13 protein-coding genes and 2 riboswitches are annotated in these 12,952 nt (G+C 42.2%); all 13 genes read left to right on the forward strand.

The window, feature by feature from the left end; all coding sequences use genetic code 11:
• Positions 1 to 34 precede the first annotated feature (34 nt).
• The 13 genes from F0342_RS13870 (at position 35) to F0342_RS13930 (ending at position 12,816) form a co-directional block, all read left to right on the forward strand.
• On the forward strand, positions 35 to 1,366 hold the full coding sequence (locus tag F0342_RS13870; RefSeq protein ID WP_149156514.1) for a murein hydrolase activator EnvC family protein: 1,332 nt from the start codon (positions 35 to 37) through the stop codon (positions 1,364 to 1,366).
• 1,003 nt (positions 1,367 to 2,369) lie between these two features.
• Positions 2,370 to 2,461: riboswitch (cyclic di-GMP riboswitch) on the forward strand.
• A 127-nt stretch (positions 2,462 to 2,588) separates the two neighbouring features.
• A complete protein-coding gene (locus F0342_RS13875) occupies positions 2,589 to 2,825 on the forward strand; it encodes a hypothetical protein (protein ID WP_149156515.1) in 237 nt (78 codons plus the stop codon).
• A gap of 195 nt (positions 2,826 to 3,020) precedes the next feature.
• On the forward strand, positions 3,021 to 3,290 hold the full coding sequence (gene rpsN, locus F0342_RS13880) for a 30S ribosomal protein S14 (protein ID WP_149156516.1): 270 nt from the start codon (positions 3,021 to 3,023) through the stop codon (positions 3,288 to 3,290).
• Between the two features lie 27 nt (positions 3,291 to 3,317).
• A complete protein-coding gene (locus tag F0342_RS13885) occupies positions 3,318 to 3,563 on the forward strand; it encodes a type B 50S ribosomal protein L31 (RefSeq protein WP_149156517.1) in 246 nt (81 codons plus the stop codon).
• 60 nt (positions 3,564 to 3,623) lie between these two features.
• Positions 3,624 to 3,998 (forward strand): hypothetical protein, encoded by a 375-nt coding sequence (locus F0342_RS13890; RefSeq protein WP_149156518.1) that lies wholly within the window; start codon positions 3,624 to 3,626, stop codon positions 3,996 to 3,998.
• A 354-nt stretch (positions 3,999 to 4,352) separates the two neighbouring features.
• Complete coding sequence (locus F0342_RS13895; protein WP_149156519.1) at positions 4,353 to 4,928, forward strand: class I SAM-dependent methyltransferase; 576 nt, start codon at positions 4,353 to 4,355, stop codon at positions 4,926 to 4,928.
• A 32-nt stretch (positions 4,929 to 4,960) separates the two neighbouring features.
• The gene (locus F0342_RS13900) at positions 4,961 to 5,578 is read left to right on the forward strand and encodes a hypothetical protein (protein ID WP_149156520.1); all 618 of its coding nucleotides are present in this window, start codon (positions 4,961 to 4,963) and stop codon (positions 5,576 to 5,578) included.
• Positions 5,571 to 6,152 (forward strand): peroxiredoxin family protein, encoded by a 582-nt coding sequence (locus tag F0342_RS13905; protein ID WP_149156521.1) that lies wholly within the window; start codon positions 5,571 to 5,573, stop codon positions 6,150 to 6,152. Before F0342_RS13900 ends, F0342_RS13905 begins: the two co-directional genes overlap by 8 nt.
• Positions 6,153 to 6,252: 100 nt before the next feature.
• The gene (locus tag F0342_RS13910; protein WP_149156522.1) at positions 6,253 to 6,636 is read left to right on the forward strand and encodes a DUF302 domain-containing protein; all 384 of its coding nucleotides are present in this window, start codon (positions 6,253 to 6,255) and stop codon (positions 6,634 to 6,636) included.
• 123 nt (positions 6,637 to 6,759) lie between these two features.
• Entirely contained in the window at positions 6,760 to 7,899 is a 1,140-nt protein-coding gene (locus F0342_RS13915; RefSeq protein ID WP_149156523.1) for a trans-sulfuration enzyme family protein, read from the forward strand.
• A gap of 95 nt (positions 7,900 to 7,994) precedes the next feature.
• A riboswitch (SAM riboswitch) is annotated at positions 7,995 to 8,114 on the forward strand.
• Between the two features lie 332 nt (positions 8,115 to 8,446).
• On the forward strand, positions 8,447 to 9,742 hold the full coding sequence (locus F0342_RS13920; protein WP_149156524.1) for an O-acetylhomoserine aminocarboxypropyltransferase/cysteine synthase family protein: 1,296 nt from the start codon (positions 8,447 to 8,449) through the stop codon (positions 9,740 to 9,742).
• Between the two features lie 383 nt (positions 9,743 to 10,125).
• On the forward strand, positions 10,126 to 11,196 hold the full coding sequence (gene metX / locus F0342_RS13925) for a homoserine O-acetyltransferase MetX (protein WP_149156525.1): 1,071 nt from the start codon (positions 10,126 to 10,128) through the stop codon (positions 11,194 to 11,196).
• A 174-nt stretch (positions 11,197 to 11,370) separates the two neighbouring features.
• A complete protein-coding gene (locus tag F0342_RS13930; protein ID WP_149156526.1) occupies positions 11,371 to 12,816 on the forward strand; it encodes a S41 family peptidase in 1,446 nt (481 codons plus the stop codon).
• Positions 12,817 to 12,952: the final 136 nt, after the last annotated feature.

Here is a 12,952-nt window from a genome sequence, read left to right on the forward strand (position 1 = left end):
GATAGGTTGATAGAAGCTGAAAGGAGCATGCCGCTTGAACAAGAAGTATTTCATATCATTATCAATTGCAGCAGCATTAACAATCGGAAGTCTACCAACGTTAGGGACAACTGCTAACGCTCATTCCTCCGTGGAGGAATTACAGAAGCAACAAGAAGGCATTTCTTCTAAAAAAGAGGAAATCAATGGCAAGATTAATGAGAAAAAATCACAAATCAACCAAAACATCAATAAACAACAAGAAATTCAATCACAAATTGCTGAAATCAGTACAAAATTAAAAGATACTGAAACAAAGATTGCCGAGAAATCAAAAGAGATTGACGAAACTACTGAAGAAATCAATAAACTTAAAGAAGAAATTGAAGTTCTAAAGCAAAAGATAGAAGAACGTAACGAACTATTAAAAGAACGTGCCCGTGCGATCCAGGAAAAAGGCGGCTCTGCAAATTATCTTGATGTACTACTTGGGGCGGACAGCTTCGGTGACTTCATCAACCGTGTAACAGCAGTGAACACGATTGTTAGTGCTGATAAGAAAATCATGGACGAACAAAAACGTGATCAGGCTAAATTAGAAAAGAAACAAGAAGAAGTAGAAGGCAAGCTTGCAGATTTAGAGTCGACTAAAGCAAGTTTAGAGTCTCTGAAAAAAGATCTTGATAGTCAAAAATCTAAAAAAGCGGATCTATTCAAGCAGCTAGAAGCACAGCAGGCATCTTTGGAAGTGGAGAAAAAAGATCTTCAAACTGAATCTGATGAGCTTTCTAAAATGGAACACCAGCTTGAAGGTGAAATCCAGGCTGAACAAGCACGTTTAGCGGAACTTGCACGCCAGCGTGAAATCGAACGCAAGCGTCAAGCGGAGGCTGAAGCGGCAAAAAGTGCAGCAGCACAACAACAAGCAACAAACAGCAGTGATTCTACATCTACAGCTCCAAGTGCTCCAGTAAGTGCTGGTGCATGGACAGCCCCAGCTTCTGGAACGATTACAACAAACTTCGGCTGGGATGTATTAAACGGTAAGAAACGTTTCCACTATGGTACGGATATCGCGGCAAGAGGCAGTGTTCCAATCTCAGCAGCAGCTGATGGATATGTCATAAAGAGCCACTATAGCTCAAGCTATGGAAATGTCGTTTACATCACTCACTCAATCAATGGTCAAACGTTCACCACGGTTTATGCCCACATGGCTTCTTCATCAGTAAGCACTGGACAAGCAGTGAACAAAGGTGACAGAATCGGTTACATGGGTAACACAGGATATTCTTTCGGACAGCATTTACACTTTGAGCTTCATGCAGGTTCTTGGAATGCATCTAAATCAAATGCTGTAAACCCACGTCTATATATTAACTTTTAATTAGAAAGAGGCTGGGACAAAAGTGTTTTAGTCTAACTAAAACTCGAACTAATTTGCATTCTAAGTGGCAAATTAGTTCGGGTTTTTAATTTGTTCAAATGGACATTTAGATGTAGCTCTTTCTAGCGGTTGATTGGAGTGCAAGACGAAGACTCCTGCGGGAAGAGTAGCTTATGTGAGACTTGTCCAGCTATAGGGCTTAGAGGCAAATGTCATAAGGCAGATCGTCCATGAAGGCAAAGAACGCCTTCAAGCCCGCTCCGCCTTATGCCAACCGCCTCTGAGCGAAGCCCTTCCGCTTTCCAACCCGCAGGCTTGCCGAGNATTTATCAATGCAAACACAGGAGAAGAAGAAAAAGTAGAGAAGCTCAGAAAAGCGGAACCGATTTATGAAGAAGTCGTCTAAGCTTTTAAAGGAGGCTGGGACAAAAGTGTTTTAGCCTAACTAAAACCCGAACTAATTTGCATTCTAAGTGGCAAATTAGTTCGGGTTTTTAATTTGTTCAAATGGACATTTAGATGTAGCTCTTTCTAGCGGTTGATTGGAGTGCAAGACGAAGACTCCTGCGGGAAGAGTAGCTTATGTGAGACTTGTCCAGCTATAGGGCTTAGAGGCAAATGTCATAAGGCAGATCGTCCATGAAGGCAAAGAACGCCTTCAAGCCCGCTCCGCCTTATGCCAACCGCCTCTGAGCGAAGCCCTTCCGCTTTCCAACCCGCAGGCTTGCCGAGGAGGCTCACGGGCTACCCGCGGAAAGCGAAGTCTTGCACGGAAATCATTAGCGGTATTAAGAACCTACACTGAAATTGTTCGTCTTGATGTCGTGGTTTTTTTGTTTTGTCCCAGCCTCTTCTTTTATTGATATATTTCATTTGGTCTTCATTACATTAAGATGTAAGGAAATGGAATGGAATATTATTCTCATGACTGTTTTCATATCCTTTTCCTTCTAGTATAATGACAACTATATTACCTAAATATTAAAATAATGATTTGTATAGTCCTTCGTAAAGGCAATCTAATTGAAAGATTAGGACTCAAAACCAAGGGTCTTCCATTTTTTATAATACAATAATGATCGCCGGCTTACCGAAAATAATGGATTACAATGAATACTAATTAGGACGTTTATTAGTATCATTTTGCCTGCCATTCTGGTGGGATTTTTTTATCTATATGTCCAGTATAGTAGGATTTGAATCTGTAGTAAGGATGATGATGTTGGAATCGACTGAATTAAAAAGGCAATTAAGAAGTTTTTGTAGAAGGAACCGTACTGCATTAAAGCATACCTATGTTGGTGAATATACAGCAGAAGAAATCAGTGAAATGCTTATCCAGAGTCTGGGTGCTGAAGAGGTTAAAAAAATTCTAGCTGATATTGATATAATCAATCGTCGCAACGGAGATACAGTTAAATATTTTATGCTTATTTTAGAGGGATTGAAAGCAGCATAAGAATACATAAAAACCGAATGCCGGTCTCGAATGGCATTCGGTTTTATCTATGTTTCAACAGTAGTGTGTACGTCGGGGAGTACTCTCCTGCAGGTTGTAGGCAAATATCATTGCAAAAAGAAAAAGAGTATGGTTTAATAGCCATATGCGTTTTAAAACGTAATCATTACGATTAACAAAAAGGAGTGAATCACATTGGCTAAAAAATCAAAGGTAGTAAAAGAGAAGAAGCGTCAGGAGCTTGTTCAGAAATATGCAGATTTGCGCAGGGAGTTAAAGGGAAAGGGTGATTATGAAGCGTTAAGAAAGCTGCCGAGGGATTCCTCACCGACACGATTAAATAGTCGTTGTGAAGTGACAGGGAGACCGAGGGGGTATCTCCGTAAATTTAAGATGTCCCGTATCGCTTTTAGGGAGTTTGCTCATAAAGGGCATATACCTGGCGTCAAAAAATCAAGCTGGTAATCCACGAAACTATAAGGAGGAGTAAGAATGAAAAAAGAAATCCATCCAGATTATCAACAGGTGGTATTTATGGACACGAACAGCGGTTTTTCCTTTTTAACAGGATCTACAAGAACATCCAATGAAACGATTGAGTGGGAAGACGGGAACACGTATCCTTTATTAAAAGTAGAAGTAAGTTCAGACACGCATCCTTTTTATACAGGACGACAGAAGTTCTCAGATCGTGGAGGCCGTGCAGAACGCTTCTTGAAAAAATACAACATGAACTAGTGCATGTATTCCTGTCAGAAAGAATAGGTTGAGGTATAGACTCATGCCGAGGTGACTACGATGAACGAACATTTAATGGAAATTGTCGCAAGGGATATTGTTGAAGGCCTGCCAAAGGAAAAAAGGGACATCTATCAATATGTGGTCGGTCTTGAAGATGAATTGGCGAGCCGATCCGAGACGTCAGAGGAATTTATGGCCTTACTTGTGAAACATTCTCCCCATCAACAGGCAGCCTCTCATTTTAACATGAGCTTTGGAGAGCTGATGAAACGGATGAGGGATATCGAACAAGAGATTAATACGAAATTAGATCAGAAGCTGCTAAATGTAACATGGATTGATTATACAGACACCATACAGTCGATGAAAGGACCAGAAGCAATAAATTCAAGTTACTTCTTCTTCTCCATGGATCATGCTTATACTAAATAAGAAGTAGAAGTATAGAGTTTAAATCGTAATCATTACGTTATGAAGAGGTTTCTAAATGAGAATACCGGGATATAAATGAACAGGTGATTTTCTTTTTATAAAGCGGTTTTTAAATAATTTTTTTGAAGAAAAGCATTATGGAAAAAATCCTTTTACGAAAGCCCTAATTAAGGAATAAAGGATTCTCCCATCAGGGAGAATCCTTTTATTATTCAAAAATTCGACACACATTTCCCCGCACTATCTGTAATAATTCTCCTATAGGATACACTATGAGTAAATAACTTGCTTGTATTTAAAAGATTTAAGATACTAATACATAACAGGGTATATTTACCGAACGGAGGAACCCCGATGACCGGAGATTTATTTGAACATCACAAAGCTTCAAAGCTCCTCGATCCAAAACGTCAAGAGCTCGTACCGGTGGACAAAGTACTCGAACTTCTCAAACTCAATAAAGACGATATCGTCGCCGATTTAGGCTGTGGCAATGGCTACCTGACGCTTCCTATTGCCAAAACGGTTGAAACAAAGGTCCAGGCGGTAGATCTGCAACAGGAAATGCTGGAGTACCTGAAACACCGTGCCACTGAAGAGAATGTAGACAATATTATTTACGAGAAATCATCCCTTGAGTACCTCAGTTTCAACAAAGGTACTTTGGATAAAATCGTATCCGCTTTCGTCTTGCACGAAGTTCCCGATCTGATCAAAGTATTTCAGGATTTACACGATATGCTGAAGGAAGATGGAATTTGGCTGATCCTTGATTGGGAAAAGGTAGAATCAGAAATGGGACCGCCTTTAAATCATCGGATTTCTTCCGAGGAACTCGATCGACAGCTCCAATCATCCGGATTCCACACAATAGTAGGTCACTTGCATCCATCGGCTTATTATATTGTTGTTAGAAAGAATAATAGATAAGCCAGAAAGTATCTGAAGGGAGGGGAATGCCTATGACTGAACAATGGTACTCCATAGGCTCCTTCACATTCCCGGCTTCTTGGGGAGCCATTATCGCTTCGTTCATACTCACTTTCTTGTTCCTCTATTTTTGGAATAGAAAGGCGAGCGACTGGTATTCGAATAGTATTTTTAGTTTTTTACTCGTCTGGAAGCTGAGTGTGATTGTGGTTGACTTTCAAACGGTTATGGAGCATCCCATTACAATCCTCTATTTTCATGGAGGAGTCTTTGGGTACTGGTTAGGACTGATAGCAGCTCTAACTTACATATTTGTTAAAAAAATAGATCATCCGGCTACTATCATCATTTCATGGATGGTCACAGTTCTTGTCTTTGAAGCTGTCCTTCATATGCTTCATCACCATTATCTTGTAGCTGGTATCCAAGTTGTGCTCAATCTATTAATCCTTGTCTTTTTCATTAAAAAAACAAGTGATCCCGGCGGCGATATCTGGGCAGGACAGTTATTGGTTATGTTTACTTTGGTCCAGTTATTTCTAAGTGCCTTCATTGGAGGATTTGAATTGACCGTCACCGCCTGGACGTATTTGATCATGATGACTTATCTCATCTTTCTTTTAAACGTAAGGAGGAAACAGAATGAATAAACGAAATTTTGCATTGGCCATCGTTGCGCTTCTGATTGGCATCTTCTTAGCGAACTTTTTTCAGGATCAGCAGGAAAAGAAGGCAAGGGAAGAGGCCGCTCAATTAGCCAATGAATCCATGGATCTTTCTAATGCAGAGCAGGGGCTCGCAAAAGGGGACCGCGCTCCGGATTTTGAATTAACCACTTTAGATGGTGAAGATGTAAAGCTTTCAGATTATCAAGGTAAGAAAGTAATCTTGAACTTTTGGGCTACCTGGTGTCCGCCATGTAAAGCGGAAATGCCCCATATGCAGAGTTACTACGAAGAGAATGCGGAGAAAGAAAACGTTGAAATCCTTGCCGTCAATCTGACCTCCATAGACGATGGGGAAAAGGCCGTCCATCAATTTATCGACGGCTACGAACTCACCTTCCCCATTCCGATGGATGAAAAGGGAGCAATAGGAGACGAATACCGGGCATTCACCATCCCGACCACCTACATGATCGACACCAAAGGCATCATCCAACACAAAATCGTCGGCCCCATGAACGAAGACATGATGGGTAAAATGGTTGAAGGAATGGAATAATTGAGAGGGACGGACCTCTAAATAGGGATGTTTGACCTGATACACTATGAGGTATTAACAGAATATAGACTCAGAGAAAGATAAAGGTGGAGATGTGAACATGTTTCATTACACAAAGGAAGTTTCAATGAGTGTGAAAGAAGCAGTGGAAGCAGTAGAAACTGCCTTGAAAGATGAAAGCTTCGGCGTGTTATGGAATCTCAATCTTGCTCAGAAACTGCAGGATAAGGGCCTTGATTTCAATGAAGAGGTAGTCGTATTAGAGGTGTGTAATCCTCACGAAGCGAAGAAGGTGCTGGAAGAAAGCATGCTCGTAAGCTATTTCCTACCTTGCAAAGTGACGGTATACACAGAAGGCGGTACAACCAAGATCGGTATGGCAAAACCTAGCAAGCTGATCGAAATGGTGGATAACGATAAACTGAAAAGCCTGGCAGTGAATATTGAAAATCGCTTGATCGGATGTTTAGATAACGTTCAATAAACGGTGAGCACCTGTTGCAATTGGGCAGGTGTTTTTTTATTTCTTGCAATACATCCTACTCCTCACAATCTTCTGAATATGATACACTTTTAAAAATACATAGATTCAGGAAGGATGACAGAGATGAAGTTCACAACGAAAGTCGTACATAGTCAGTTAAAAGGGACTGAGGAAATCCGCAGTAAGACGACACCGATTTACCAAACATCTGCCTTTTCTTTTACCTCTTTAGAAGAGTTGGAGGGTTTCTATGAAGGGAAATCCCCCTATCTCTATACGAGAACGGGAAATCCAAATACAGACGAGCTTGGTAAGATGGTAGCAGACTTGGAAGGAGCTCCAGCAGGTGTCGCGACTTCTTCTGGATTATCGGCCATCCTTGTTGGAATCCTCGCTGTTGTGCAATCAGGCGATCATATCATTGCCGCCGAGGATTTATACGGCGGTACGTTCCATATGCTGAAAGAAGAGCTGAAATCATTCGGTATTTCTACTTCATTCGTTGATTTTACAAGTGTGAAAGAATTAGAGGAAGCCATTACTCCACAAACCAAACTCCTTTACAGTGAGACGGTGACGAACCCGTTTATGCGAGTGGAAGAAATCCAGAAAATGGTCGAATTCGCTGAAATACACAACTTGAAAACCATGATTGACAACACATTTGCCACACCGTTTCTGCGCCAGCCTTTCTTGGAAGGAGTCGACCTTGTCGCTCACAGTGCCACGAAGTATATCGGAGGACATAGTGATATCACAGCAGGTGTCGTCGTGGGAAAAGAAGAGCTTGTTCAAAAAGCGAGAGAGAAAGTTGTCAACATCGGGTCAAATTTGAGTCCATTTGAAGCGTGGCTGACTTGCCGCGGAGCAAAAACATTGGCTCTTCGTATGGGAACCCAAGCAAGAAATGCAGAAGTTCTGGCGGAGAACCTCCGTTCAAATGAATTTGTGAAGGAAGTCTATTACCCAACGGATTTATCGGATAAGGGAAATGGAGCCATCGTTACGATCGAGCTATCCAACACATGTGACATCAGCACATTCTTCAAATCACTTGGATGGATTAAAATCATCCCTTCTCTGGCCGGCGTGGAGACGACGGTTTCTTATCCATTAGGAACATCTCACCGTGCCCTTCCAAAAGAGGCTCAGGAAAAACTCGGAATAAATACACATGTCGTACGCATATCGATAGGTATTGAAGACGGGGAAGACATCGTCGTTCAATTTAACGAAGCGATTACAGCTTCTATTAAAAATTAAATAATGTAAAAATTCTAAAAATACTCTTGACGTTGAGGTCGGTTACCCCTTATAATTCATCTCAACGCAAGAATTTTCACATTGACAACTACATGCTCTTATCCAGAGAGGTGGAGGGACTAGGCCCGATGAAACCCGGCAACCTTCATGTACGCAGTAATGCGTCACATGAAAAGGTGCTAATTCCTGCAGGCGATCTGCCTGAAAGATAAGAGGAGGACCCTATTAAATTAGACCCTCTTCTTAGGAAGAGGGTTTTTTATTTTTTCCTCTTCTATCTTCTTAGGAAAATATACTTCTTTGATTTTTCAGTTTCTGAGTTCAACAGTGGAATTTTGGCCGAAATTTAACATGAGTGGATGAGTAGGTATTTAACTGTTAAAAAAACGCATTATTTTAACAGTCAAATATCATTCCGAATTCAACAGACAAATTATCACCTAAATTCAACAGGCAAAATTCCAACAAACTTTAACAGGCAAACGTCCAAAATATCCAACCGCAAAACGGAAACCCAAACACCAAAACCATTTAGGAGGAATTATCAATGACAAAATCATTCGATTTCGACACACTTTTACTTCACGGTGGCCAGGAGCCGGATCCATCAACAGGTTCGAGGGCAGTGCCGATTTATCAAACGACATCCTACGTTTTCGATAACAGTGATCATGCTGCAAAATTATTTGCCCTTGAAGAGCCGGGAAACATTTATACCCGTATCATGAACCCGACAGTAGACGTGTTGGAAAAGCGCCTTGCTCTTTTAGAAGGTGGAATCGGAGCACTTGGTGTTTCATCCGGAATGGCTGCTATCTCACTATCAATCTTAAATCTAGCTGGAGCAGGTGATGAAATTGTAGCAGCCACCAATCTTTATGGTGGAACCTATAATTTATTCTCGACCACCCTTCCGAAATACGGAATCAAGGTTCATTTTGTAGATCCGACTGACCCGGAAAATTTCCGTAAAGCGATTACGCCAAAAACGAAAGCTGTATTCGCTGAGACGATCGGAAATCCAAGTCTACATGTGCTTGATATTGAAGAGGTAGCAAAAGTGGCTCATGACCATCACATCCCACTGATCATCGATAATACCTTTGCCACTCCATATGTATGTAAGCCGATCGAGTATGGAGCTGATATCGTCATCCACTCTGCAACAAAATGGATTGGCGGTCATGGTACAGCAATCGGGGGAGTCGTCATTGACGGTGGAAAGTTTGATTGGAATCATGAAAAATTCCCAGGCTTCACGGAAGAGGACCGTAGCTATAACGGACTGCGCTACGCACAGGATGTCGGACCGGCAGCCTTTATTACAAAATTAAGAGTGCAGCTGCTTCGTGACTTAGGGGCGTGCTTAAGTCCCCAAAACGCATTTCTGCTGCTGCAGGGATTAGAAACGCTGCATCTTCGCATGGAACGTCACACAGAGAATGCCTTTAAGATTGCGGAGCATTTAGATCAGCATAATGGTGTCGCTTGGGTATCTTACCCTGGGCTGCCGCAGCATCCGTCTCATGAACTTACTCAAAAATATTTGAAGAACGGAGCGGGATCCATCGTCGTCTTCGGAATTAAAGGTGGTAGAGATTCAGGACGGAAAGTAGTCGATAACATTTCCCTTTGGTCTCATGTTGCTAATGTAGGGGATGCGAAATCACTGATCATCCATCCGGCTTCTACGACCCATCAACAATTAAACGACCAGGAAATCCGTGCGACAGGGGTAACCGAGGATCTTGTGAGACTTTCTGTTGGATTAGAGTCTGCGAAGGACCTGATCGAGGACTTAGATCATGCCATTGAAGTGGCGTTGGAAACATCACTGGTATAATAGAAACTGGGGAAACTAACCCTAAAATCGTAATTGAAATCACTTTACAGGGTGAAAAAGTGGATTTAGGTACTATATATAGGGTATCCAGGATCTATGTAAGGGAGATATCAGCGGAAATTTGATTTTATCAGCGGAATTTCGAATATATCAGCGAAATCGGGCTTTTATCAGCGAAATTCCCAATATATCAGCGAACAGGTTGCTCGCCGTCCCCTCGAATGAAAATCTGAATTCTTGACGATAGACTTAACGATGAATTCTCAACGCCCATAATGGCAAATATCCAAAAAACAGTCCAAAATCAACTATTTTATTCGCGGGGGTATCCGGAATGGAATCCTGATCACCCCCGCCACAACATCAAAAAAGGAGGTGGAGGAATGGAGAAGCTATACACATATGAAGTTAGCTCCATTACCATCCCATCCCTAACATTAGAGTCAGGCACCACGTTGAAAAATGTAGATCTTACGTATGAACGAACAGGAAACAAAGAAGGACCGACCATCCTGGTTTGCCATGCTCTCACCGGGACCCATATCGTAAAGGGGACGAGTGAAGACCGCGGCTGGTGGGACGGACTGATTGGTCCGGGGTCGTATATTGATACCGAACATTATAATGTGATTGCCTTTAATGTATTAGGAGGATGTGAAGGAAGTACGGGACCGGCGTCCACCAATCAACATACGGGAGAGCGTTACGGTCCGGACTTCCCTAGTATTACGATAAGGGACATGGTCCATGCCCAATATAAAGCACTCCAACAACTTTCAATCGACCACATGGAAGCGGTCATCGGAGGCTCACTGGGAGGGATGCAGGCCTTAGAATGGGGAGCCCTCTATCCTGCCTATATAAATAAAGTATTCGCCCTTGCCGTCACTCCTGCCTTAAATGATTACGGTCTCGCCTTTAATCACATCGGAATCACAGCGATTGAAAAGGACCCTGAGTTTCAAAAGGGGTATTATCCACCAGGCTCCATTTTAAAAGGGTTAGAGATTGCGAGAATGGTTGGAATGGTCACGTACCGGACACAGGAACTGTTCGACCATCGTTTCCAGCGTGAAAAGCAAAACGAACTGTTCAATGTCGAAAGCTATCTCGATTACCAAGGAAAGAAATTAGGAAAGCGGTTTGACCCAAACAGCTACCTTACCTTGCTGAAAGCGATGAACTCACATGATATCGGAAGGGGAAGAGGAGGAACAGAAGAGGTAGCGAGAAACTACCAGTGCGAACTGATTTCGATAAGTTATGAAGGAGATTTAATTTATTCACCTGGGTATCTAAAAGAGTTTACACATCTTGTCCCAAAGAGTAAACATTACTTTATCTCCACCTCCTTTGGTCATGACGGGTTCCTAGTGGAATTTGAAAAGTGGGGAGGAATCATTGCTTCTCACCTTCAAAACCATCACGTTCAAAGAGTTTTTACTGGAATATAAGGATCGCCTTATCATAACTCGTCCCCCTCCGGCATATAGTTAGATAAGCAAAGACACCGCACCGCCTTAGCGCGTTTTTGTGTGGTGTCTTTTTCGTTGGATAAGAAAGGCTGGCGTCCTTAGTCGCGCCACTCTTATCTATACAAAGACCAACAACAAGCTGGAGGGGAATATATGGAGTGGACGGGCAGAAAGCTCATCATCACAATCATCATTAGCATGCTGATCGGTGCTGGAGGAATGTATGGCGGCTTGGAATGGACGGGCAAGGATGGGGACGAGCTTGCTCAGTTTGACGGAAAAGGCGAGCTTAATGACAAGCTACACAAAGTAGAAGTAGCGTATGACTTGATTAGTGACAAGTTCTTTCAGGATGTGGATAAAGGGCAACTGGTGGAAGGTGCGATTCAGGGAATGCTGAAGACTCTGGATGACCCTTATTCCGTTTACATGAATGCCGAAACGGCATCGCAATTTAATGACGCTCTGGATTCTTCTTTTGAAGGAATCGGAGCAGAAGTCACGATCATGGACGGAAAGCTGATCATTGTCGCTCCTTTTAAAAATTCTCCTGCGGAAGAAGCGGGGTTGAAACCGAATGACCGGATCATTAAAGTAGACGGAAATAGCATCGAAGGACTTGACCTATACGAAGCTACCTTGAAAATCAGAGGGAAAAAGGGTACTGAGGTTCAATTGGAGATTACGCGGGAAGGACTGACGGATCCCATTAAAGTTTCTGTGAAACGTGATGAGATTCCTGTCGAGACGGTCATCTCTGATGTGAAGGAAGTCAATGGAAAGAAAACAGGATACATCCAGATTACTACTTTCTCAGAAAATACAGCCGCTGATTTTAAAAAGCAATTAGAAGAACTTGAGAAGAAAAAGGTAGAAGGATTGGTCCTTGATGTGAGAGGGAATCCAGGAGGTCTCCTTTCAAGTGTGGAAGAAATCCTCAAAGAGTTCGTAACAGAGAAAAAGCCATATGTGCAAATTCAGGAACGCAGCGGGGAAGTGATGAAATCCTTCTCAAATAGCAAAGCAAGAAAAGCGTACCCTGTGGTGGTGTTAATTGATGAAGGAAGTGCTTCTGCCTCCGAAATTCTCGCTGGTGCATTAAAAGAGGCTGAAGGTTATCCACTCATCGGAACGAAGAGTTTTGGAAAGGGCACGGTACAACAAGCCGTTCCAATGGGAGATGGAAGCAATATCAAGCTGACGATGTTCAAGTGGCTGACGCCCAATGGAAACTGGATTCATAAAAAGGGAATCAAACCGGATATCCCTGTCAGACAGCCGTCCTATTTCTATGCCCATCCGCTTCAAATTGAAAAGCCCCTTCAAGAAGGGATGAACAATGAACAGATTCAAAACGCCCAGGAAATGCTTCAAGGACTTGGATTCTCCATTGATCGGGTGGATGGATATTTCAGTAAGAAAACAGAAAAGGCCGTAAAGGATTTCCAAAGTCAGGAGAGCATTGATGTTACAGGGATTATTGATACTGTAACAGCGGAAAAGTTACAGGAAGAAATCTTTGAAGCGGTAAAGAATGAGAAGAATGATCTGCAGCTGCAGGCGGCTTTAGAATATATTGAAAGAACAGCACAGCATTAATAAATTGGGAGCCAACCATCATGATGGTTGGCTCCCAATTTTTATTTTGAAAAATCACACATATTCACTTGTTATTCCTGTCTATCCGACATCATTTCCCGGGAAAATATGCAGAATACTGTCGGAAATGAAATCG

It is taken from the genome of Bacillus sp. CH30_1T, from assembly GCF_008364765.1.
Taxonomy (GTDB): domain Bacteria; phylum Bacillota; class Bacilli; order Bacillales; family Bacillaceae_B; genus Rossellomorea.

What these genes read in the sequence shown, in the direction of transcription:
- F0342_RS13900 (WP_149156520.1), top strand. Translation starts at nt 4,961, where the DNA reads ATGACTGAACAATGGTACTCCATAGGCTCCTTCACATTCCCGGCTTCT.
- F0342_RS13885 (WP_149156517.1), top strand. Translation starts at nt 3,318, where the DNA reads ATGAAAAAAGAAATCCATCCAGATTATCAACAGGTGGTATTTATGGAC.
- F0342_RS13930 (WP_149156526.1), top strand. Translation starts at nt 11,371, where the DNA reads ATGGAGTGGACGGGCAGAAAGCTCATCATCACAATCATCATTAGCATG.
- F0342_RS13890 (WP_149156518.1), top strand. Translation starts at nt 3,624, where the DNA reads ATGAACGAACATTTAATGGAAATTGTCGCAAGGGATATTGTTGAAGGC.
- metX (WP_149156525.1), top strand. Translation starts at nt 10,126, where the DNA reads ATGGAGAAGCTATACACATATGAAGTTAGCTCCATTACCATCCCATCC.
- F0342_RS13915 (WP_149156523.1), top strand. Translation starts at nt 6,760, where the DNA reads ATGAAGTTCACAACGAAAGTCGTACATAGTCAGTTAAAAGGGACTGAG.
- F0342_RS13905 (WP_149156521.1), top strand. Translation starts at nt 5,571, where the DNA reads ATGAATAAACGAAATTTTGCATTGGCCATCGTTGCGCTTCTGATTGGC.
- F0342_RS13895 (WP_149156519.1), top strand. Translation starts at nt 4,353, where the DNA reads ATGACCGGAGATTTATTTGAACATCACAAAGCTTCAAAGCTCCTCGAT.
- F0342_RS13910 (WP_149156522.1), top strand. Translation starts at nt 6,253, where the DNA reads ATGTTTCATTACACAAAGGAAGTTTCAATGAGTGTGAAAGAAGCAGTG.
- F0342_RS13920 (WP_149156524.1), top strand. Translation starts at nt 8,447, where the DNA reads ATGACAAAATCATTCGATTTCGACACACTTTTACTTCACGGTGGCCAG.